Raw genomic sequence first — 23,054 nt, 5'->3', positions numbered from 1 at the left:
GAGAGTGTCAAGGGTATGTCAGTAGGGGTCAAGAATATTTTTCGCCCCGTTTCTTAAAGTGATCCTGTAGGTTGAACGTAATGGCTTTCCCGGATGTTATATCTGTAGGTTTTAAATCCAAAATCCTGTCCAAACGAAAGTCCCGGTAATCTTCCCTAAATCTACAATAGGCCACCATAACCCATCTGTTTTCCGTAAAATACAGTCCTAGAGGGTCTACCTTGCGTTGGGTAGTGATACCTTGCGGGTCACGGTAGGTAATGTCTATGACCTCAAAGGAGGTAATGGCTTTTTGGACCTCTGCCAAATAGGATGAGCTTTCTTCTTTGTTGAATTGACGGGCAGGGCTTATCCTGCTTTCCAGTAGCGCTACTTTATCCTTTTCGGAAGTACGCAGTACTGCCTTGATTTTGGTTAGGGCAGAGCGGTAATTCTTGACCAAGGAAGTTTCCATGTTCTGCAACACAAACTTTTCGGCGGTTACCAGTGCATTGGCTTCGTCCTCTGCAAAAGACACAGGGGGCAGCCGGTATCCATCCACCATAAAATAACCAATACCCGCTTCGGAACCGATGGGTACTCCGGCTTCCTGTAGGGTTTTTACATCCCGGTATACGGTTCTTAGACTAATGTCAAATTCGTCTGCAATCTCCTGCGCCGTTAGTGTGCTTTTGGATTGCAGCTTGATCAATATAGAGGTAATGCGGGTAAGTCTGTTCATGAGTGTGCACAAAGAAATCTACGGCAATTTACATGAAAGTGTACCAAGCCCCAATTTTTAAACCATAGGAAAAGAAAAAGAGCCGCTTTAGCGGCTCTTCCCCATTATTGGTTGGTACCCTTATTGCAATTGGGAATATAATGTTGCCCGCTCATACCAAAGACTTCAATACGCCCTTCTTTCCTATGCAACAACGAATTTATCTCCCCAAAACTATATCTGCCATCTGCCAAAGGGTATTTTGCGCGGAAGGTGGCCGAACATTTGTAATGAGTGATTACACCAAATACGTTCCGTACCGGAGTCCATTTAGTAACGTTGCGTACATCATTAATAAAAGTCTCTGTCCACCCTTGCGCTTTGGCATGTTTCCGTAGTACTGATAACAAGGTTTTGGCCTTGGCGCTTTGGTCCTTTGGCGCTTTGGATGGCCCGTACTCCGAATTGCACAGTCTTCGGTACCCCGCTTCGGTTACCTTCAAGGTCAATGGGCCGCTGGTGGCCAAGAGTATTTTATAGTCTTCTTGGTTATCTTCAACGCTGAACACGTATTTTTTGATTTCCAAAGGATAGTCCCCTACGGGTAGGTTCTCTTTAAGAACATGTTCTTCAATAAAAGGTATCCCATAACCCTCCCTTTCATTTTTCCATAAAGGATGCCTAATGGAAGTCCATGTATGTGCCTTTAATCTAGCGTCGTCGTATAACGGACCATCCTCTACTTTGGCCACAAGTTTTCCATTTAAGTGGTATTCTGTCAAAATCCGAATGCCATACCCTTCTTGGGTAATATGGATGCCTGCCCTTTGCAGGGTCTCCATGGGTGGTTCAATATTTTGATGAAATGAACGCATGTGCGCAGGCTTGCCAATTTCCAGTTCTTTTAAGCTAAAGGGCCCGTGGTTATCGTGGCCCAAGTTATCGCTATTGGATACTACTATTCTGCCAGCCTCTCGCTTTTGCATGTCTCCCATGGCGGCATATTCCCCCTCGCTCTTGGAATCTGGAATCCTAAATTCCTGCACCTTCTTTTTAAGGGTTTCTGCATCTTGTTCCCCAAACAGGATTACGGAGGCAAAGTCATTACTTTGGTAGATCTCCAACACATGGTGATCCTCCTTTTCATAAATGTTGAACTTTAGTTCTGTATTGAATTGAATTCTACCTTCAAATTTTTCAGGCTTTGTCTCGCTACTGGAATAGGACACAGTAACTACTTCCGGCTCGGTTGCACCTTTTTTAAAGAGGTTAACGTCCATATAGTATTTACCCATTTGGGCTTTAAAATTCCCTACTTCTATCTTTGGATAAACAAACGATGAAGTGCTATAGGTTCCCTCGTTAAATGGCACAAATTCTTTTTCGTATTCGTTGAGAATCTGCTTTGCATCGGAAACAGCCTTTTCCATATCAGATGTATCGCAATCAGGCGCCTTTTGCTTTGCTTGCTCCAAGTAGTATTCAGCTTTCGAGAGGTAACCTCGCATTTTTTCAGAACCACATTCTTCTTCAATACATCTTTGTACGTCTGTCATTTCTGTTTCAAACCTACTTCTAGCACCTAATGCTCTCTTACAATTTTCATCTGCTTGTGCCATAGTTGTCTTGGTTTTAGTTGTGTTTGGTTCTTGGTTAGGGGTTGCTGTTGTCTCCTGTGTGGATGTGGGGGTAGAGCCAGCGGAGGAGACCGTTGGGGTGCCTGGTTTTATATTATTACTTTTCCTTTTAGTGGTTCCGGGTTTGCCATCAATAACGTCGTTGGCTTTCCGTTCCACTTTTTTTTCCACCTTGCTTTTTAGTTTTTTAAAACGCTGGGCCTTGGTCGTCTGAACGCCTCCCAGCCCTAAGGCCAAGACCATCCATACTACTAGTATTTTGTTCATGCTTCCGTATTTTATTGGTTACCCTTGTAAGTTGCCCCATTTTAGGAGTTTCAACAGATGCCAATTGACGGATGCCCTGTTTGGGTTTACGGATGGGGGTTTTCAGTGAACGGATATGAAAAAGGAAGGGACTTTCCAAAAGGTATGTTTTTGTAAGATTTCTGGGATTCTGAAATAAATCCAGAATGACGTATTGCTTTTCTTTTAAAATGGTTCCATGCCATTTTTAGTCAGCAAAGCTTTTGTTCTAAACCGCTACTGGCATATGTGTACTTATGGCAATCCGGTTCCAGACATTGATGGTAGCAATGGCCATAATGATTTGTGAAAAGTAATGCGAATCAAAGAACTTCATGGCCTTTTGATAAGTTTCAGGCGTTAGTCCTTTGTCATGAATCTTGGTCACTTCTTCTGTCATTTGCAAGATTACTTTTTCCTCTTCGGAGAAAACATCAATATCTTGCCAAGCATCCAAAAGGAACAAGCGTTCTTGTGTTTCCCCAAGTTTTAATGCTTCCTTGGTATGCATATCAATACAAAAAGCACATCCGTTGATTTGGGATGCCCTAATTTTGATTAGTTTATAATGCGATTTTTTTAGGCCGGATTGCGCCAAGTATCCTTCCAATCCAAAGACGGCTTGATACGCTTTGGGTTCTGTTTCCCCAATTTGAATTCTCGTTTCCATGTTCGTTGTATTTTTAATTTGGAACGAAGGTAAATCAGGTAAAACCCAAAAAACTTAAACGGGTTTAAGAACGTCTTTTGGCTCGGATTTCACTTACGTATTCTGGAGTGAGCCCTAAAAAAGAAGCAATTAAGTATTGGGGGACCCGCTGCGCAAAATCAGGAAACTGTTCTGTAAAATGGAAGTAAATGTCTTCCTTGGAATAGTCCTGTAGGTACCTCATTTTATTCAAGGAAGCCCCATAGCCAATTTGGTAGATTGCCCGGAAGTATTTTTCCATTTGAGGAAATCGCTCCAGCAAAGTGTCGTATTGGCCGCGGCTTATCGACAGAAACCTTGTCTTTTCCACCGCTTGGATGGCATAATTGGAACTGGACTTGTTGCCAAATGAAAGAAAATCCGTTAACCACCAATTTTCTATTCCAAACTGGATGGTACGTTCCACTCCTTTCTCCGTTGGAAAAAACATGTTTAGGCAACCTTGTAGCACAAAATACGTATGGGTGCATGGGGTATTGGCTTCCATAAGCATTTCCTTTTTACGGGCGGTACGGAGCTCAAAAAAACGCATAATTTCCTCAAACTCTACAGGGGAAACAGTTGCATATTGATTGATATGGTCAAAAAGTTGTTTGGACATTTGTCGCAGGCTACACTGTTTAATCCTCCCATTCTGTATGGAAAATGCCCTCTTTATCTAGACGTTCATAGGTGTGGGAACCAAAGTAATCCCGTTGCGCCTGAATCAGGTTCAAAGGTAATCTGCCACTGGTATATGCATCAAAATAAGTCAAGGCATTGGACAGGCCAGGTAATGGAATTCCATTGGACGCTCCATAGGCCACAAGTTCCCTTGCAGCGCCAACCGTTTCCTTTACTTTATCTACAAATGAAGGGGACAGGAGCAGGTTTTGAAGATTATTGTCCGCTTGAAATGCACTGGTAATATCGGCCAACAATTCGGCGCGGATGATGCATCCGGCCCGCCAGATTTTGGCAATTTCTCCTAATTGCAATTCATAGCCGTACTCCTTGGATGCATCTGCCAGTTGGTGCATACCTTGGGCATAGGTCATGATGAAGGAAAAATAAAGAGCCTGTTCAGCCTTGCTGATCAAAGAGTCTTTTACAACCGATGTCAATTCTGGCTTGTCATAAAGATCATCTGCCTTTACACGTTCATCTTTCAAGGCGGATATTTCCCGCATGCTTACAGCAATATCAATAGTGGGGACAGGGATTCCCAAATCCATGGCATTTTGGGAGGTCCACTTCCCGGTACCTTTTTGTTTGGCTTTATCCAGGATTTTATCCACCAAGTCGCCATCGGCCAAGTCATCTTTTTGCGCAAAAATCTCGGAAGTGATTTCAACCAAAAAAGACTGTAATCTTCCGGCATTCCAATCCCCAAAGGTTTGATGGAGCTCCTGATTGGTTAGGCCGCCTGCTTTTTTCAAAAGGTCATAGATTTCCGAAGTGAGCTGCATTAGGCCATATTCAATACCATTATGCACCATTTTCACATAGTTTCCTGCGGATTTGGGTCCTAAATAGGCCACACAAGGTTCACCTTTGTACTTGGCTGAGACCGCTTCAAAAATGGGTTTTACGTATTGATAGGCCTCCCTTGAACCTCCAGGCATAATACTTGGGCCTTTTCTGGCACCCTTAGCACCGCCCGAAACCCCGGCTCCAAAGAAATTGATTCCTTTTTGTTGTAAGTAGGCCTCGCGACGGTCCGTATCGGTAAAAAAGGAGTTCCCGCCGTCAATAATGATATCCCCCTTGTCCAAATGGGGTAAGAGTCCGTCAATTACAAGGTCCACAACTTTCCCCGCAGGTACCAAAAGCATAATTTTTCTAGGGGTACTTAAAGCACCAACAAACGTGGCGACATCAGAGGTGGCATTGACCTTGGAGGTGTCTCCACCCTCGGCTATAAGCGCATTGACCTTTTCCTCATCCAAATCGTTCCCAAAGGCAGTAAATCCATTGTCCGCAACATTGAGGATAAAATTCCTTCCCATCACCCCTAGGCCAACGAGGCCAAAATCATAAGTATCTGCCATTTTTCTTTCTTTTTGTTAGTGTTTTGTTAGGAGAGCGATACGTAAGCTATCCGTTGAATCGCGAACCTAAAATAAACGTTATATTCGTCATGCTCAAAAATAAAACGGGAACGTAAAACATTTTTATGGATTCGTGATTTCCGTGTCATTTTTTTTGAGGTTTAAACGATTAACTTTCAGATGTAATTATGAAAAAGACGGACAACCAAATTCTTGTCATTTTTGGTGCCTCAGGGGACTTGACGGCCAGAAAGTTGATGCCTGCACTTTTTAATTTATATGTAGCGCGACAGTTGCCCGAAAATTTTGTGGTTTTGGGAGCTAGCCGGAGTGATCTTACGGATGAAGCATTTCGGGATAAGGTGGTTTATAACAGCCCTTATTTAAAGGAAAAAATTGAGGACTTGAAGGAAAACTACATCAGGGGTTTTGCGGATAAACTGTTTTATGAAGATTTAGGGGGTGCCTATGACACGGATTATCAAGGTCTAAGGACAAGGATTGAGACCCTAAAAAAGGAATATAAAACCTCGGGCAACATAATCTACTACCTGTCCACGCCACCTACTTTGTACGAAACCATAGCGCAGCGTTTGGCAGATGCTGGTATGAGCACCCAAAATAATGGTTGGAAAAGATTGATAGTGGAGAAGCCATTTGGCTATAGTTTGGAGACGGCCAGAAAACTGAATGCTGGACTCCATAAGTTTTTTACTGAACCGCAGATATACCGAATAGACCATTATTTAGGGAAGGAGACTGTACAAAACTTGCTGGTTACCCGGTTTTCCAACAGTATTTTTGAACCGCTATGGAACAGAAACTATATTCACCATGTTGAAATTACCAATGCGGAAAGTGTTGGTGTAGAGAAAAGGGGTGGATATTACGATAAGTCAGGGGCGCTTCGGGACATGTTTCAAAATCACTTGTTACAGATTGTGTCCTTGGTGGTCATGGAACCTCCCATTGGTGATCAACCAGAGGAAATTCGGAATGAAAAAGTGAAAGCCCTAAAGTCATTGCGCATTATGAGCGATGAAAAAACCCTATGGGACAATACCATTAGGGCACAGTATGTGGCATCAGAGGTAAAAGGGGAGAAGGTTAAAGGGTATCGTGAAGAAGATGGTGTGGATGCCAATTCCACTACGGAAACGTATGCTGCAATCAAATTTTTTGTGGACAATTGGCGCTGGGAAGGTGTTCCCTTTTATGTGCGAACAGCCAAACGAATGCCAACCAAGGTTACCGAAGTGGTGATTCACTTCAAGACCCCGCACCACCAGATTTTTAAGGATTCTGGGGTCAATAGTAAAGACAATAAATTGATTATTCGTATTCAACCCGATGAAGGTATTTTGATGAAGTTTGGTGTAAAAGTACCGGGGCAAGGGTTTAAGGTTGAGCGTGCCAATTTGGACTTTTACTACTCAAGTTTGGCGCAGACCTATGTCATGGAGGCTTATGAACGTCTTCTTTTGGATGCTATGCAAGGAGATGCGACCTTGTATGCCAGGGCGGATGAGGTGGAAGCGGCTTGGGAGTTCGTAGATCCTATTTTAAATTACTGGAAAAATGGAAAGGATGTCCGTATGTACGGTTATGCAGCGGGAGTTTGGGGACCTGAAAATGCAGATGAGCTTATAGACGATTTGGGCTCCTGGCGGAATCCGGGGGAAAGCTTGGCGGAGGATCCCGGGTATTGTGTGATTTGTTAGGTTCAGTAATCAGTAATCAGTAATCAGCAATCAGTAAAGAGTAATCGGTAATCAGTTGTCAGTTCTAGCAATTCGTGTCAGACCAACTAGACAAAACAAGTTTGGAATTTGGAGTTTGAAATTTGGGTATTGAAGTAGATTTATGGAATTAAAAATATTTAACGACAAACAGGAAGTAGCTGAACAGTTCTCAGCTTATTTTGAGAATTTGGTCAAGGATAAAGTTGAGTTTCATGTGGCGCTTTCTGGCGGGAGTACACCCAAAATTGTTTTTGATATTCTTGCTGAAAATTTTGCAGATAAAATTGATTGGAGCAAGATCCATTTTTATTGGGGAGATGAGCGTTGTGTACCGCCAACAGATGATCAAAGCAATTACAAAATGACTGTGGAACATCTGTTTTCAAAGATTGATGTGCCCCAAGAAAATATACATCGCGTTTTTGGGGAAAACGACCCCAATCCCGAAGCTATGCGGTATGCCAACCTCCTTGAAATCAATTTGAATAGGGTTGAAGGGATTCCCCAATTCGATTTGGTCATACTTGGGATGGGAGATGATGGACATACGGCCTCCATTTTTCCTCATGAGATTGATCTCTGGGAAGCAGCCGACCATTGCGTGGTGGCAACCCATCCCGAATCAGGTCAAAAAAGGGTTTCTATTACTGGGAAAGTGATTAATACCGCTAAGGAGGTAGCATTTTTGGTCACTGGAAAGTCAAAAGCCGAAAAGGTGCAAACCATCATTGGACAATCCGAAGGATTTAAATATTACCCAGCGGCACTGGTAAATCCAGTTTCAGGAAATTTGAGCTGGTTTATGGACCGGGAAGCAGCTTCCTTGCTTAGTTAATGAGACGCAGATTTTGGAATCTTATCTGTGGTTGATATCAAAGAAATTTGGCGCTAAATGTCAGGTCGAGCGCAGTCGAGACCGGTAAAGAATCGATTTTTTAGACTTTTCGACTGGGCTCGAAGTGACTATTTCTTAGGTTTGTGAATAGGCGCTGTCTAAAATCTAACCTCCCTTAGTTGAACTTAGATTAATCCACTTCCAGTTTTACATTTTCGGCATCCATCAAGTGAAGGTATTCTTTAGCCACAAACTTTTTTGAGCTGTACTTGGTATCCCTATCATAGGCCGAGGTCTTTCGTTCCATACTTCGTGCAAAACGTCGTAATCCTTGATTGTCCTCAACAATTAATCCAGGAACTGGAATGTTCTTGCCTTCCCCATTTTTGGCCACCATGGTAAAATAGGAAGAATTGCAGTGTTTGGTTTCCCCAGTTTGTACATTTTCCGACTCCACCCGAACACCTACAACCATAGAGGTACGCCCGGTATAATTGATGGCCGCTTTCAAGGTTACCAACTCCCCAACCTCTATCGGATTCAAAAAATTAACGCGATTCACCGAAGCCGTCACACAATAAGCTTGCGAGTGTTTGGAAGCACAAGCAAACGCAATTTGGTCCATTAGATTTAAAATGTGTCCCCCATGCACTTTCCCGCCAAAATTGGAGTGGGAGGGTAGCATGAGTTCGGTAATGGAGACTTTGGATTCCTTAGCGGTCTTGAATTTTTTCATGGTAATTACTAAAATGTGGAAAAAGGCTTAGAGTTCCAATTGTGGTTCTTCATAATCGTCTTCCTGAGCTCTTTTTAATATGGGTTCAGGGATGGATTTTTTGGCTTTGGCTCCCATTTTTTTCAATCTTTCAATGCTGGTCACAATATTGCCTCTGCCTTCCACCAATTTGTTCATAGCTCCCCTATATTCTGTTTTGGCCTCATCCATTTTTTTGCCCACCTTGGTCAAGTCAGTTACAAAACCTTCAAATTTATCGTAAAGTGCCCCAGCCTGTCTTGCAATTTCAATGGCATTTTTTTGTTGCTTCTCATTGCTCCACATGGTATCTATGGTTCTTAGAGTAGCCAAGAGGGTAGAAGGGGTTACGATGACAATATTTTGTTCAAACGCCTTGACATATAGCGAACTATCCTGATTGATGGCCACTGCAAATGCAGGCTCAATGGGAACAAACAGCAAAACAAAATCCGGGCTTTCCATTTCATAGAGATCCTCATATTTTTTGGAGGAAAGCTGTTCCACGTGTTTCCGTAGTGAATTGATATGATCCTTTAAATGCTTCTCTTTGACTTCTACGTCGGCATTGGTGTAGCGTTCATAATCTGTGAGGGAAACCTTGGAATCCACAATCATTTTTTTACCATCCGGTAGGTTGATGATAACATCGGGCAACACCCGGGAACCGTCTTCACGTGTAAAACTTTGTTGCACACTGTATTCCCGATCCTTCTCCAATCCCGATTTTTCCAAAACCCGTTCCAGCACCAATTCGCCCCAGTTCCCCTGCATTTTGCTATCACCTTTTAAGGCTTTGGTCAGATTCTCTGCTTCCTGGGTAATTTTTAAGTTCTGGTTTTGAAGGTTGAGCAATTGTTCCTTCAAAGCGGAATGTATGCTTATGTTTTCCTTTTGCGTAGCCTCTACTTTTTTCTCAAACAGTTGGATTTTTTCTTGGAGAGGACTTAAAATCTGTTTGATGTTCTTTTGGTTCTGCTCCGTGAATTTGGTGCTCTTTTCATCTAGGATTTTATTGGCCAAGTTTTCAAATTCCTTGGTAAACTTTTCCTGAAGCTTTTCTACTTCTTCCTTTTGTTCTGTATTGATGCGTTGCAAGTTTTCCAAATCGGCTTGGTAACGAACTATTTGGTTGCTTTGCTGCTCTTTTTCATTTTGCAATTGCTTTTTTTCCTCGTCGGTCGTCAATAATTTATCATTCAAAGCGCGAATGGATGAATTCAACTGCTGTTCCCGTTCTCCCCATACATCTTCGTTGGATTTGGTCTTCAATTTTTGGATATAGATGCCCAAAAACAGTCCAAGCCCTGCCATTAATAGCCCAACGATTATATAAATCAATGCTTCGCTCATAAAATGTAAATCTTATGATAAAGATACAGGATTCCCCCATGCTGAAGAATGGGAAAGTGCATTACTTTTTCACCTTAAATGAACCGCTGCTAGAATCAAACTGAACCATATCTGAAGGGAAAAGTTGTTCAAAATGTTTTTGCTTGATCAAATCAGATGGGGTGCCAAATGGGTTGGTCTTGCCATCCAAAATCAGGATTTTATCGCATAATTGAATGGCCAAATCTATTTCATGCGTTGTAAATACGATGGTCTTTTTGCTTTGATGAGCCAATTGCTGCAACATTTTTAGAATTTGAACCTTATGATATAGATCCAGATGGGTGGTGGGCTCATCCAGTAATACCACGGGAGTGTCCTGGGCGGCGGCCCTTGCTATTAACACCCGTTGCAGTTGACCATCACTGAGTTCATGGCATTTGCGTTGCTTCAAATCCTCAAGCAGAAAAGCTTTCAGATTGGTTTGAATGTATCTTTTATCCTCCTGGGTCAAAGTTCCTATCCAATTGGTGTAGGGTTGTCTTCCTAAAGCAATTAATTCCTGTACCCTTAGATTTTTGGATGCTGGTTGCTCGGTCAGCACAACACTCAAGATCTTCGCAAGCTGGTCCATGTTAAATGCTCCAAGGTTTTCCCCAGCAATTTGGATTTCACCATTCATTTTGGGCTGCAAATTCCCCAGTGTTCTAACAAGGGTAGATTTTCCAACACCATTCACTCCCACAATGGCGCAAAGTTCACCAGATGCCAATTTCAAATCAATGTTTTGACAGATCACCCGATCTTTGTAGCCTATGGCCAAATTCTCAACGTTGATATTTAAACGATTGGGATGCGACATCAAAACAACATTTTACGTTTTCTAACCAATAACCAGATAACCACCGGCGCCCCCACTAGGGAAGTTATAGCATTAATGGGCAGAATATTGGCCGAATTGGGGAGCTGGGCAATCACATCGCATAGTAGCATAAGGATAGCACCATATAGAAACACGGCGGGAATAAGAATTCGGTGCTCCATGGTGTCAAAAATCTGACGGGTCAAATGGGGCACAGCAAGTCCTACAAAAGCGATGGGGCCTGCAAATGCGGTTACCCCACCGGCCAAAATTCCGGTAGCGATGATTATGGTCAACCTGGACCGTTTTAGCGATATGCCCAAACTCTGCGCATAGTTTTCCCCTAGGAGAAAGGCATTCAATCTTTTAATTGATACAATGGACAAAAGTACACCCAAACCTACTATGGCTCCCATTAGGGCCACTTGCCTCGAAGATAAATTTCCAACACTTCCAAAGGACCAGAAAACAAAGCGTTGTAAATTTTCTGCTGTGGTAAAATAGGCCAAAACACTTACAATGGCCGAGGTAATGCTCCCAAACATGAGTCCAATGATCAATAGCGCCATGGTATCCTTGATTCGGTTAGCGACCAATAGCACCACCAAAAGCACCAAAAAACTGCCCAGACTGGCCGCGATGACCAAGGAAACATCGTTTAAAAATGGCATTACGGTAAAACCGGTAATCATTGAGGTTCCCATCAAGAGCAAAGCTGCGCCCAAACTGGCGCCAGAACTAATTCCTAAAACAAAAGGGCCCGCCAAAGGATTTCTGAAAAGGGTTTGCATCAGTAATCCACTAAGTGAAAGTCCACCGCCCACCAAAATGGAAGAGAAGGCTTTGGGCATCCTATAATTCCAAAGGATGTAATTCCACGATTCTACCTCCATATGTCCCCCAAACATGCCACTTAATACGGCTGTAAAAGGGATGTTCACGGAACCTGAGCTAACATTGAGCAAAAACGCCAAAAGAAGTGCCAAAACGATTATGGCAAAAACAAAGGAATATGAACGCTGCGAACCCATCTAATTTAAAGGCCTAAAAAAGTGAGGTTCATAATCGGGAAGAAGTCCGGGGTGCAAAATGGAGATGAGATCCTTGAGCACCAAGTCGGGTCTTTGGGGAGCCAGCTCATAAAATAATAAGCCCCCTGTGTCCCCCTTCTTAATGGCATTGGAGAACACCTTATTTTGTGTAAATGCTTCAAATTGTTGATAATGGGTATTGACCTGCAGCAACTCTTCGTATGAAGTATGCAAAGAGGGGTTAAACCAATAATCCGCTTGCGATCCCTTGGCCAGAACCACTTCCAGACTCAAACCAATGCTACCGCTTTCTGGGGATTCTGCCCAGAGATAATTGGCATTGGCATCTTGGAGAAACTGAGCCATCCAACTGTTCCCTCCAGCCACATACCACACGTCTTTGTACAGACCGCCGGTTAGTACAGTGGGTTTTTCTTTGGCTTCCAAGGCCAGTAGTTTGGCTTTCTTATAATCCGTTTCAATGGCATTAAAAATGCTATCTGCCTCCATTTCTTTGTGAAAGAAAGGGGCGAAAAATTTAATCCATTCCGCTTTTCCTAGCGGAGTGGCTTCCGTCCAATCTCCATTATATACTAATGGAACCCCAGATTTCTTAATAGTTTCGTAGGCCTTGTTAGTATCATTGATTCCAAAGCCAACGACTACCTCTGGATTTAGTTCAAGCGTAATTTCGGTATTGATGTTTTCATTGCTCCCCAGTTCCTTAATCTGGCCCTGCTCAATTCGTTCTCTTGTGCGTTTTGAGGAGATTAAATCCGTGTTGGGAAAACCAACAATGCTTTCGAGTTCCCCCAAAGCTTCCAAGGAGGGAATATGCGTAGTGGATGTAATGACCATTCGCTCTACTGGAGTACCAATAATGGCATCATATGTATCTGCAGGGAGTGAGATAGACGCCCATTTTTCTTTGGGTACAAGCGCATAGGTAAAAGTGGTGTTGGAACCCGGCCAAGCAGAGGAGACTTCAATTACCGTAATATCCCCTTGTTTTTCAAAGGAAAACCCCCATGCATGGGACAAGGAATTTACTTCGGCATGTGCCGCGGGTAAGGGCAGGTTCTCCTTTTTCGGTTTGCACGATACCAGCACAAAAAATGAAAGTAAAAGAAGGTATATTGGGAATATGCTTTTCATGATTGTATCTTTTCTAGGGTTAATCCCTCTAAAATTTTAAAGGCATGATCTTTATATTGCAGCTTAATCACCTGCCCATACTTTAATTTAATTTGGAAAGAATCCTTCAGTGCAATGCCCAATAGATGCGCAAGTAATGCTCTTATAGTTCCTGCATGCGTTATTAGAATTGATGACTGAGCTATTTCGGCCATTATCATATTGAAACAGGAAATGGCCCTTTGTTGTAGGGTTTGATACGATTCTCCATTTGGAGGAGCTATATGCACAAAGTTTTCCATCCAAGGATTTAACTCTGATGGTGGGATTTCATTCCACGGTTTAAGTTCCCAATCCCCAAAATCCAGTTCTTTTAAATGATCCATATAATGAACAGGGGAACCAAAGGTCTTGGCTAATTTCATGCACCTTTGTAAAGGACTGCTGTATATTTTGGATGCATCGGTTTTACCAATTATCGAATGAATTTGTTTTACCTCAGTTTCAAAAGTGGTTGTCACATCAATATCTGATTGCCCATAACAAATTCCTTTTTCAATATCAGGGGTTGTATGTCTAATTAGATAAATCTCCACAATACAATCAAGCTTAAGTAAAAAATAACTTCGGTTAATTGTTGGACAGCTCCTGCACAATCACCGGTTTGCCCACCGATCCATTTATTAAATTTTTGACCTAAAAACAGTTTTCCCATATACATGGGCAATAGGACCAATAAAAGTAATGGCTGCTGAAAAAAAAGCATGGGTGCAAGGCCAAACAGTCCACCAATACAGAGCATACCAAAACTCATGGTCTTTGCAGCTGGCTTCGCCTTACTGTTATCAGTGTCCCTGACATATTGATGGGTATAAATTAGCGTTGTGGCAATAAATCTACTGGCGGCATGGCCAGATATCAGTACCAATGGAATAAGGGATGATGGTACTTGAAGTAGGACGCTAAATTTCAATCCCAATAAAAGGATAAGGCCAATAACTCCGTAGGTCCCTAATCTTGAATCCTTCATGATCAGCAATATCTTTTCCTTGGTCCAACCACCACCAAAACCGTCACAGACATCTGCAAATCCATCTTCATGAAAGGCTCCAGTAGTGTAAATTGTGGCCGCCATACTCAATAAAATGGAAATGTCTTTGGAAAAAACAAATAGACTCAAATAAAAAATCAATGCCCCAATGGCTCCAACTACAATCCCGACCAAGGGAAAGTATTTAGAGCTTTGCCTTAAATATTCCGGGTCATGGCCGATCCACTTGGGACATGGTATCCTGGTAAAGAACATGAGAGCAGTAAAAAATATGTCAATTTCCTTTTTCATGTTACATGGGATTATCGATTTGGGCCGTTTCAAAGCTGGCCATGTCGTTGAGAAATCCTATGGCCGATTGTAGGATGGGAAATGCGACGGCTGCGCCTGTACCTTCACCCAAGCGCATCCCTAGGTCTAGAATGGCATTTTGCCGGAAGTATTCCAAAATTTTGTGATGACCCTGTTCCCCAGAATTATGCATGAAAATGCAATAGTCCAAGACATTTTTGTGAAGTGCATGGGCAACCAATAATGCCGATGACGCAATAAACCCGTCGACCAGCACAGTCATTTTTAGTTCAGCTGCCCTTAAGAAAGCCCCGGTCATCATAGCTATCTCGAAACCACCAAAATATGCCAATTTTTCTATGGGCGATGTAGCGGTACAACCCTTAAAGACCCTAGCAAGAATTTCCTTTTTTTGTGCTATACCAGAACTTGACAATCCAGTTCCGGCACCAACGCAATCTTTAATTGGGATGCCCGTGAAAGCCGCCATAAGGAGTGCCGCAGAAGATGTGTTACCTATACCCATCTCACCAAAACCAATACAATTGCAACCTGTTTTATAAATAGTGGAAACGATAGTGGCCCCTTTTGCAATTGCTGCATAACCTTGGTCTAACTGCATAGCAGGTCCTTGCTGGTAATTTCGGGTGCCATATTCAATTTTGGCATCAATTAAGCCAGGAGCGTTTTTAAAATTATGATTGACACCAGCGTCCACAATTTTCAAATCGATGCTATTTTGTTTGCAAAAGGAATTGATTGCTGCGCCCCCTTCTAAAAAATTATAGACCATTTGGGCTGTGACGGACTGGGGGTAAGGATTTACCTGACCCTCTTTGGCTATTCCATGATCGCCAGCGAAGACAACCAAGGTTGGATTTTTAAGACTTGGGCTATCGGTTTCTTGAATTCTGGCGACTTTTAGGGCAATGGTTTCCAACATACCCAGAGCACCCAGAGGTTTTGTTTTTGAATCTATTTTATGTTTAATAGATTGGACAATGGAGTCGCTTAAAGGGGTAATATTGAATTGTATTCTGTTCAAGGTTTGATTTTTACGGGGATTCCGGAAACCATTAAAATGGCAATGTCAGCATTATGGGCTATGTGTTGGTTCATAAAACCTTGAAGCTCAGTAAACTTTCTACCTACTTCTGTTGAGGCATGGACGCCCATCCCTATCTCATTGGATATAATTATAATGTTGGCACTGATATCAATAAGCTTATTAAACTCGTCCTTAGCCAATTTCAGCGATTTTTCAAGGTCATTTTTGGTATCCACAAAAAAATTGGTCAGCCATAAGGTTACGCAATCAATTACAACAGTATCCGATTCTTTAACAACAGCACTTAATTCTTTTTCTTCCTCGATTGACGTCCAACGCTCATCCCTATCATTTTTATGTCTATCCACACGTTTTTGGAAGTCTTTATCCCAAATTCGGGATGTTGCGAGATACTTTGGGGTGTTGGACAATTGTAACGCCAATTGTTGGGCATGGCCACTTTTTCCGGAACGTTCACCGCCCGTTATGTAATAAATCATGCCTTTGGAGTTTTGGAGATGACGTGTGCAAATATTAGTTATTTTCAGCAATTGTAGAAAATTTATATAAAAAGATTAAACAAAATGTATACTTTCGCCAAGAATTTTGGTTCATATAAGTTTTGATTTATATGATTAAAAGGGAATTCGGTGCAAATCCGAAACTGTTCCCGCAACTGTAAGTCTGTGTCAATTTTGTTTTGGCACCTTATGTAAATGAGATGCTGTTTTCTTCAAAAACCACTGCCCAACGGGTGGGAAGGTTGAGCAGCATAAGACAAGTCAGGAGACCTGCCAGATTCAAACAAACAATGTTAAACTTTCGGGATAAAAGTTTACGTATGGGTACAGACATACTATACTCCCGTTTATTCACTTAAACGAAATGAACAAAAATTATTTAAGATTATGTGCCACCTTTTTGGTAGGTAATGTGCTGGCCGCGCAAGAAGTGCAACAAGACTCTACCGAAGTAAATCAGTTGCAAGAAGTAGTGGTCACGGATTCGCGTTTTGCATTGAAACGTGAGAATTCTGGTAAAACGGTAATCAAGATTACCTCAGAAGAATTAGAGCGGAATCAAGGGAAGACCATTTCCCAGATTATCAACACCAAAAGTGGTATTGAAATTAATGGAAGTAGAGGTAGGAATGGGGTTATCCTCGGCAATTATGTCCGGGGTGGTAGAGGACGTCAGGTTTTGGTCATAATTGATGGGGTTCAAGTATCTGACCCCTCCTCATTTTCTTCGGAATATGACCTCAGGCTGCTTTCCACGGCCAATATCGAATCCATAGAGATCATAAAAGGTGCAGCAAGTACTTTATATGGGACCAACGCGGCCACAGCTGTCATCAATATTACCTCCAAAAAGCCCTCAAAGGCCGGAATAGCTGCAAATTTCCAATCGAGTATGGGGACCAACCAGACTTCGGAAGAGCAAAGAAATACAATAGCTGACTTTTCCAACAATGCTGCTATAAACGGAACACTGAAGAAATTTACCTATTCGGCCAATTTTTCCAATACCTATACCAATGGAATTTCGGCGGTCATCACCCCCGAAAATGAGGAAGACAGTTTTTCTAGGATAAATACCAATGTACGTTTGGGTTATCAAATTACAAACGCTTTGGACATAAGTGTTTTTGGAAATCACAGCAAGACCGAATTTGAATTTGACGAATCTTTTGGGTTTTTGGATGCTGATTATGTTTTCAACACAGAACAAAATAGATTCGGTTTTTCCACCAATTTTAAATATGGGCCGGGATCCATACACGCAAACGGGGCCTATTCTACCTACGACTCAGAAAGTATAAGCGCTTTTGGTGGCACCTTCGAATCGCATAACTACGTGGCTGATATTTACAACAAAATCAATTTCAACAATGCTTTTTATACCATAGTTGGTCTGAACTATATCAAAAATGAAATTGTATTGGATGAAGAGAAAAACTTTACCATTACCGATCCATACGCCAACGTAGTTTATGTTTCTGATTTTGGGTTGAACGTGAATGCTGGAGCTCGTTTAAATAACCATTCCGAATATGGTAGTAACTTCATTTACAACATAAACCCTTCTTACACGATCAAAACAGATTCTGGATATGCAAAAATTCTTGGCTCTTATGCTACATCCTACATTACCCCCTCATTGAACCAACTTTTTGGCAATTTTGGCCCAAACCCCGATTTATTGCCTGAAGATGACCGAACTATTGAGGGCGGTTTGGAATATAGCATTACCAATAAGTTCCGTACAAGTGTCTTATACTTCAATAGGAAAGAAGAGAATTTTGTGTTTTTTGACAATACCACTTTCGGATTTTTAAATGCGGAGAACACCATAGATGCCAAGGGAGTGGAAGTTGAATTGCAATGGATTCCGGTGGATGACCTAAGATTTGATGCTAACTATACGTTTACAGAAAGACAAGGTGATAACGCAATTCGAATTCCAAAACATAAGCTTAATGTTTTGGCAGCCTATAGTTTTTCAAAACGTACTAATGCAAGCGTGGCATATGCATATACAGGTGAGCGCTCGGATACCGATTTTAGCGTATTTCCTTCTGTAGATGTTCCTTTAGAAGCTTTTTCTTTAGTAGATTTATACGTTGGTCATGAGTTGTTACCGAAAAAATTGAAATTGTTTTTTAATGTGGACAACCTTCTCAATGAGGATTTCCAAGAGACCTTGGGTTTTAGCACCAGAGGAAGAAATTATAGGATTGGGATGAATCTAAATTTTTAAATCCATTAATTCCAACAGCATGTTGAAAGTCTGTTCCTTTATGCCTGCAGTGACCCAAATGCTCTACGATATGGGACTGGATGGACATTTGCATGGTATCACTTTTGAATGCCCTGAACAAGCTTTGAAAGAGAAAAAACCAGTGGTACGCTGTGTACTTGAAGGAAAAAATCTGTCCAGTATAGAAATAGATGCGCTTTTTTCGGCAAGCAAGCATCAAGGAAAGGATTTATATTATGTGGATGAGCCGTTGTTGGAACAGATTGCACCAGATATCATCTTTACCCAAGATATGTGTGACATCTGCCAAATAGATACGGCATGCACCGCGGCTGCCGTTGCCAAATTGGATAAACAACCTGAGCTGATTTCCATCAGCCCAGAATCCTTGGAAGATGTTTTTGAATCGGCAGTTACCATTGCAAAAGCCCTAGGTAAGGAAGAAGTTGCTTATGCTTATTTAGAAAGCTTACGCAAGCGGATTGATGATGTAGTAGATCAATTAAGAGCATCCAGGGCATTACCCAAACGAATTATGTTGATGGAATGGTTGGACCCTATTTTTAATTGCGGACATTGGATTCCGCATCAAATTGGATATGCAGGTGGCATTGATATGCTTTCCAATCCATCAGGCGACAGTGTCGTTACCCCATGGGAAAAGATTTTGAAGTACAATCCTGAGATTTTGGTCATAGCACCCTGCGGATTTAGCGTGAAACGAACCCAGGAGGAGATGCACATTTTAACCAACAAAAGAGGATGGAACGATTTAAAAGCGGTGAAAGAAAACAAAGTCTTTATAGCTGACTTTGACATGTTCACCCAATCCTCGGCCAACACTTTGGTCGATGGGATCGAATTGTTGGCTGGTTTGTTTCATCCAGATGCAGTTCAAATACCTGAACGTCTGACCAAGAAATTTATGCATCTTGATCTGCAACATGTTTGAGTTGTAGAATTCAATGTAAAATAAAAAAGCGGCTTATAGCCGCTTTTCTTTTATCTATTAAGGTGTAAAGGTTTGTCCAAGTACATGTTGTCCCGTAAAGGAGTCTCTATTCGCGACCCGGTAAAGGCTTTGGCGGGCATCTGCACGGAGTGGGATTTTTTGCTGCTAATTCCGGTTATTTCTGCAATGGCCCTAGCAAGCAAGGGCTCGGTAGGGTCGCCAAGTACGCCCAAATTTTCCAAATCTTCCTCTAACAGAATATTAGGGGCCAATCCATCGGTATAATCGAAAAACCCATCCGCATTTTCGTTTCTACCTACCAAAGGTTGAATTCCCCAGCTATTGTCAGGATTAATTTGGCTCTCACGATCGCTGTTATAAATATAGGAGTTGTCCACATCATCCACCAAGGTAATTGAAAACTCGTTTTTGCCTCTTGTTGTTTCTCCAATATGTACTACATCCACATAGGGCGCCAATCCGTTCATAACCAGTTCACTGGCAGATGCGGAGCTGTTGGTGGCAAGTACATAAACGGTGCTAAGATTCAAGGTGTTTATCGCGGTGGATCCCGTACTGCTGGCAAAATAATCTTCGAGTTGTTCGTTGCTCAATTGCCCTTGTATTTTGCTGTTCCAGCGCTGTCTTATATACAAATCGTTGGTGTGAGTCCCGTAAATCATACTGGCCAAAAGGCGGGAGGTGTTCACAGAGCCCCCGGGATTATATCGCATATCCAAAACCAATTCTGTGGCTCCATCGGCAACAAACTGCCCAAAAGCCGCATTAAGTTCCTCATTGAAGTTGCTTAAAAACCGATTGTACATCAAATACGCAATTTTGGTTCCGTTGATATCCAGGGTTTCGGCCACCAAAATGGGGTCCTCCACCTGGTTGGCAATCTTGGTGAGTTCAATTTCTGTACCGTTGTCCGTGATTTCTGTTCCGTTGATGTCAGCCAGGGTCAGGGTATAGGTATCGTTATCACCAAACAGGAGGTCTACATAGTTATCCAAAGTTATGGCTGTGCCATCTACCCGAGTGAAAATGTCTCCTCTTTTAATATCGGTTGTTGACGCATCGGAATTGGGGACAATGTATTGCACATATCCAAAGAGACCGTTGCCTTCGGAAAAACGGACAAGCCCAAATTCCAATCCGTTGCTTTTGGAAACGCCGGAAAGATTATTGACCAATTCCTCATAATTCTCATTCAAGAAACTGAATCTATCTTCCGAGAACAGCAAGGTGTTGAAATATAAATCTGAAGGATTTGGATGTTCTTCCAGAAATTCTGTGAATTCCTGATCATTGGCAAACCTATCATCTGCCAATACATCTACATCTGCTTGCCAAAAATACCAAAGGTTCAAGGCATTCCACATAAAGGCCTGGGCGTCTAAATTATCATTGGTGGGATTGTTTGGGTCGTTTGGATTGTCGATGCCGTTGTCATCACTTTTGCAACTGCCAAGTAACAAACCAAGCCCAATAAATAAATACAGGAGTTTTTTCATAGCTAATTTTGGTAAAATTCATCAATTATCATTCCACAATAATCTTTGAGGCATATTGAATTTGTAGAATTAATTCCTAATTTCTTACAGCAAAATATGCTACAAAATAGCCACTTAGGAGGAGACTGCAAATTTTTTGTAACAATTTTCGATATGTGTCGTCGTGATAATGTAGGCAATTTAGAAAGCTTGCAACAACTATAAAAACCGAATGAAACAAGCTGAATTTTTAAACGTGGTTATGCCCTTTAAAGACAAGCTATACCGATTGGCTAAGCGCCTATTGGTCTCCAAGGAAGAAGCGGAGGATGCCACACAGGAAATTTTGCTAAAACTCTGGTCAAAGAACGAGTCCATGGGAGAGTACAAAAATGTAGAGGCCTTTGCCATGACCATGACCAAGAATTTTTGTTTGGACCGATTAAAATCCAAACAAGCCAGCAATTTAAAGTTGGTGCACAGTAACTATCAGGACGAAAAGACCTCTCTGCAAACGCAATTGGAAGCAGAGGATAGTGTTCGCTGGATGGAGCGCATCATGGAAGAATTGCCGGAACAGCAAAAAATGGTATTGCAGCTACGTGACGTGGAGCAATACGAATTTGAGGAAATATGCGAACTCTTGGATATGAAACCCACGGCAGTCCGCGTGACCCTCTCAAGAGCAAGAAAAGCAGTACGACAAGAATTGATTAAAAAACATAGCTATGGAATTGGATAACATAGAAAAATTATTGGAAAAGTACTTTGAGGCCACCACTACGGTAGCTGAGGAGCAAACATTACAGGCTTATTTTTCCCAAAAGGAGATTGCTTCCCATTTGGAGCAGTATAGGCCTATGTTCAACTATTTTTCCATCGCCAAGGAAGAACGGTACACCAAGCAGGTTCCACTAAAACCTAGAAGAAATTACTACAAGTGGCTATCCGTTGCGGCAGTGGTTGTTTTAACCTTTGGTATCTATTTTGGTAATCTATACCAAATTGAGCGCGAGAAAGAAGAGCGCGAACGGGCTGCATATGCCTATCAAGAAACAAAAAAGGCTTTTGAACTCCTAGCGGAGAATTTTGGAAAAGGCACAGAGAAAGTGGCCTATTTACAAGAGTTTGAAGTCGCAAAACAAAAAATTTACAACAACGATTAAAACAGAAACGATGAAGCGCAATATTTTAATTTTATTAATGGCGGTAGTTCCCCTAACAAGCTTTTCCCAATCCCTATTTGACCGATTTGAGGATTTGGATGAAGTCACTTCGGTGGTGGTCAATAAGAGCATGTTCAATTTGCTGGCCAAGATAGATGTAGAGGTGGATGACCCAGAAGCTCAAGATTTTATGGACATCGCCAGTAGTTTAAAGAGTTTGAAGGTATTTACTACCGATAACAAAGAGATTGGAGCCGACATGAAATCTTCGGTACAGAAATACCTAAAATCTGCTACCATGGAAGAGTTGATGCGGGTAAAGGATAAGGATGCCAATGTAAAATTCTACATCAAGCAAGGAAAGGATGATGATCATGTAAGCGAACTTTTAATGTTCGTGACCGGATTGAAGGAAATTGAGGCGGATGGCAGAAAGTTTGAAACAGTGCTACTTTCCTTAACTGGAGATATTGATTTGAATAAAATCAACTCATTGACCAACAAGATGAACTTGCCCAAAGAGTTGAACAAAGCAGGAAAACAAGAATAGTACTCGGTTAACAGTCTACAGCCTTAAGCTTCAAATGGATAACATCAAATCAGTTGGCTTATAGCTGTAAGCTGTCAACCAAAAAACATCAATCATAAAAAAACAAAACAACAGTCATGAAAAAACTAAGTATATTATTAATGGCATTTGCATTGCCATACCTGGGCGTTTCCCAATCCATATTTGATAAATTTGAAGACTCGGACCACATTGGTACGGTAACCATCAATAAAGGCATGTTGAATCTTGTAGCCACAATGATGGCACATGATGAGGATGAGGACACACAAGAGCTTATAGAGGTGGCCAATAGTGTTAACCGTATCAAAGTTTTTATGTCTGAGGACGAGGGTGCTTCGGCAGATATGTCAGCAACAATGAAAAAGTATGTGAGGTCATCTAAATTGGAAGAGCTTATGAAGGTGAAAGATGGGGACACCCATGTAAATTTCTATATTAGAAATGGAAAGGATGACGATCATGTAGCGGAACTGCTTATGTTCGTTACGGGAATTGAGGACAAACACGGCCGTAAACATGGACGTAATTTTGAAACTGTCCTATTGACCATGACCGGGGATATTGATTTGACCAAAGTTGGTTCTTTGAGCAAGAGAATGAAATTGCATAAAGGGCTACGTAAATTGGATGAGCATTAGTATTCGCGGATTGGTTTTTAAATCATTCAA

General features: G+C 41.8%; 23 protein-coding genes and 1 riboswitch. Of the genes, 8 read left to right on the top strand and 15 right to left on the bottom strand.

The genetic code is table 11. The features are described from left to right. Positions 1-28: 28 nt before the first annotated feature. From FGG15_RS04995 to gndA, 5 genes are all read right to left on the bottom strand, one after another. A complete protein-coding gene (locus tag FGG15_RS04995) occupies positions 29-721 on the bottom strand; it encodes a helix-turn-helix transcriptional regulator (RefSeq protein ID WP_138833829.1) in 693 nt (230 codons plus the stop codon). A gap of 104 nt (positions 722-825) precedes the next feature. Further along, complete coding sequence (locus FGG15_RS04990) at positions 826-2,604, bottom strand: hypothetical protein (RefSeq protein ID WP_138833827.1); 1,779 nt, start codon at positions 2,602-2,604, stop codon at positions 826-828. A 247-nt stretch (positions 2,605-2,851) separates the two neighbouring features. Beyond that, positions 2,852-3,292 carry a carboxymuconolactone decarboxylase family protein gene (locus tag FGG15_RS04985; protein ID WP_138833825.1) on the bottom strand — a complete coding sequence of 147 codons (441 nt, stop codon included), beginning with the start codon at positions 3,290-3,292 and terminating at the stop codon, positions 2,852-2,854. Between the two features lie 64 nt (positions 3,293-3,356). Then, positions 3,357-3,932 carry a Crp/Fnr family transcriptional regulator gene (locus tag FGG15_RS04980; protein WP_138833823.1) on the bottom strand — a complete coding sequence of 192 codons (576 nt, stop codon included), beginning with the start codon at positions 3,930-3,932 and terminating at the stop codon, positions 3,357-3,359. 19 nt (positions 3,933-3,951) lie between these two features. Continuing rightward, positions 3,952-5,361: an NADP-dependent phosphogluconate dehydrogenase gene (gene gndA / locus FGG15_RS04975; protein WP_138833821.1), complete on the bottom strand. Its 1,410-nt coding sequence runs from the start codon at positions 5,359-5,361 to the stop codon at positions 3,952-3,954. A 188-nt stretch (positions 5,362-5,549) separates the two neighbouring features. On the opposite strand from gndA, the gene zwf reads away from it, so the two are divergent. After that, a complete protein-coding gene (gene zwf, locus FGG15_RS04970; RefSeq protein ID WP_138833819.1) occupies positions 5,550-7,082 on the top strand; it encodes a glucose-6-phosphate dehydrogenase in 1,533 nt (510 codons plus the stop codon). Between the two features lie 142 nt (positions 7,083-7,224). Then, a complete protein-coding gene (gene pgl / locus FGG15_RS04965; RefSeq protein WP_138833816.1) occupies positions 7,225-7,938 on the top strand; it encodes a 6-phosphogluconolactonase in 714 nt (237 codons plus the stop codon). Positions 7,939-8,128: 190 nt separating this feature from the next. On the opposite strand, the gene FGG15_RS04960 is transcribed toward pgl, so the two are convergent. The 9 genes from FGG15_RS04960 to FGG15_RS04920 form a co-directional block, all read right to left on the bottom strand. Further along, the gene (locus FGG15_RS04960; RefSeq protein ID WP_138833814.1) at positions 8,129-8,674 is read right to left on the bottom strand and encodes an acyl-CoA thioesterase; all 546 of its coding nucleotides are present in this window, start codon (positions 8,672-8,674) and stop codon (positions 8,129-8,131) included. A gap of 27 nt (positions 8,675-8,701) precedes the next feature. Continuing rightward, positions 8,702-10,045, bottom strand: coding sequence for a DNA recombination protein RmuC (locus tag FGG15_RS04955; RefSeq protein ID WP_138833812.1), 1,344 nt, complete (start codon positions 10,043-10,045; stop codon positions 8,702-8,704). A 61-nt stretch (positions 10,046-10,106) separates the two neighbouring features. Then, on the bottom strand, positions 10,107-10,886 hold the full coding sequence (locus FGG15_RS04950) for an ABC transporter ATP-binding protein (RefSeq protein ID WP_138833810.1): 780 nt from the start codon (positions 10,884-10,886) through the stop codon (positions 10,107-10,109). Next, positions 10,886-11,917, bottom strand: a complete 1,032-nt coding sequence (locus tag FGG15_RS04945; protein ID WP_138833808.1) for a FecCD family ABC transporter permease — start codon at positions 11,915-11,917, stop codon at positions 10,886-10,888. The genes FGG15_RS04950 and FGG15_RS04945 overlap by 1 nt, the downstream gene beginning before the upstream one ends. Beyond that, positions 11,918-13,072, bottom strand: a complete 1,155-nt coding sequence (locus FGG15_RS04940) for an ABC transporter substrate-binding protein (protein WP_138833806.1) — start codon at positions 13,070-13,072, stop codon at positions 11,918-11,920. It lies immediately after the preceding gene. Next, on the bottom strand, positions 13,069-13,647 hold the full coding sequence (cobC, locus tag FGG15_RS04935; protein WP_138833804.1) for an alpha-ribazole phosphatase: 579 nt from the start codon (positions 13,645-13,647) through the stop codon (positions 13,069-13,071). The genes FGG15_RS04940 and cobC overlap by 4 nt, the downstream gene beginning before the upstream one ends. Then, the gene (locus FGG15_RS04930) at positions 13,632-14,393 is read right to left on the bottom strand and encodes an adenosylcobinamide-GDP ribazoletransferase (RefSeq protein WP_138833802.1); all 762 of its coding nucleotides are present in this window, start codon (positions 14,391-14,393) and stop codon (positions 13,632-13,634) included. The genes cobC and FGG15_RS04930 overlap by 16 nt, the downstream gene beginning before the upstream one ends. A 1-nt stretch (position 14,394) precedes the next feature. Further along, the gene (cobT, locus tag FGG15_RS04925) at positions 14,395-15,438 is read right to left on the bottom strand and encodes a nicotinate-nucleotide--dimethylbenzimidazole phosphoribosyltransferase (RefSeq protein WP_237561747.1); all 1,044 of its coding nucleotides are present in this window, start codon (positions 15,436-15,438) and stop codon (positions 14,395-14,397) included. Further along, positions 15,435-15,941, bottom strand: a complete 507-nt coding sequence (locus tag FGG15_RS04920) for a bifunctional adenosylcobinamide kinase/adenosylcobinamide-phosphate guanylyltransferase (RefSeq protein ID WP_138833800.1) — start codon at positions 15,939-15,941, stop codon at positions 15,435-15,437. Before FGG15_RS04920 ends, cobT begins: the two co-directional genes overlap by 4 nt. Before the next feature lie 90 nt (positions 15,942-16,031). Further along, positions 16,032-16,254, top strand: a riboswitch (cobalamin riboswitch). A 72-nt stretch (positions 16,255-16,326) separates the two neighbouring features. Here FGG15_RS04920 and FGG15_RS04915 point away from each other — a divergent pair. Both FGG15_RS04915 and FGG15_RS04910 read left to right on the top strand, forming a co-directional pair. Beyond that, positions 16,327-18,201: a TonB-dependent receptor plug domain-containing protein gene (locus FGG15_RS04915; protein WP_138833798.1), complete on the top strand. Its 1,875-nt coding sequence runs from the start codon at positions 16,327-16,329 to the stop codon at positions 18,199-18,201. 19 nt (positions 18,202-18,220) lie between these two features. Beyond that, positions 18,221-19,153, top strand: coding sequence for an ABC transporter substrate-binding protein (locus FGG15_RS04910; RefSeq protein ID WP_138833796.1), 933 nt, complete (start codon positions 18,221-18,223; stop codon positions 19,151-19,153). Positions 19,154-19,203: 50 nt separating this feature from the next. Here FGG15_RS04910 and FGG15_RS04905 read toward each other — a convergent pair whose 3' ends face one another. Next, the gene (locus FGG15_RS04905; RefSeq protein WP_138833794.1) at positions 19,204-20,670 is read right to left on the bottom strand and encodes a S41 family peptidase; all 1,467 of its coding nucleotides are present in this window, start codon (positions 20,668-20,670) and stop codon (positions 19,204-19,206) included. Positions 20,671-20,881: 211 nt separating this feature from the next. Here FGG15_RS04905 and FGG15_RS04900 point away from each other — a divergent pair, with 211 nt between their 5' ends. The 4 genes from FGG15_RS04900 (at position 20,882) to FGG15_RS04885 (ending at position 23,024) form a co-directional block, all read left to right on the top strand. Beyond that, on the top strand, positions 20,882-21,391 hold the full coding sequence (locus FGG15_RS04900; RefSeq protein ID WP_138833792.1) for an RNA polymerase sigma factor: 510 nt from the start codon (positions 20,882-20,884) through the stop codon (positions 21,389-21,391). Continuing rightward, the gene (locus FGG15_RS04895; protein WP_138833790.1) at positions 21,378-21,815 is read left to right on the top strand and encodes a hypothetical protein; all 438 of its coding nucleotides are present in this window, start codon (positions 21,378-21,380) and stop codon (positions 21,813-21,815) included. The genes FGG15_RS04900 and FGG15_RS04895 overlap by 14 nt, the downstream gene beginning before the upstream one ends. Positions 21,816-21,825: 10 nt before the next feature. Beyond that, complete coding sequence (locus FGG15_RS04890) at positions 21,826-22,365, top strand: DUF4252 domain-containing protein (RefSeq protein WP_138833788.1); 540 nt, start codon at positions 21,826-21,828, stop codon at positions 22,363-22,365. A gap of 116 nt (positions 22,366-22,481) precedes the next feature. After that, a complete protein-coding gene (locus FGG15_RS04885) occupies positions 22,482-23,024 on the top strand; it encodes a DUF4252 domain-containing protein (protein WP_138833787.1) in 543 nt (180 codons plus the stop codon). Positions 23,025-23,054: the final 30 nt, after the last annotated feature.

The sequence above is a fragment of the Flagellimonas algicola genome (genome assembly GCF_005937185.1).
In the GTDB taxonomy this organism is placed as follows: Bacteria; Bacteroidota; Bacteroidia; order Flavobacteriales; family Flavobacteriaceae; genus Flagellimonas; species Flagellimonas algicola.
Note: the sequence above shows the minus strand (reverse complement) of the source record. Positions and strands in the feature narration are given on the sequence as shown.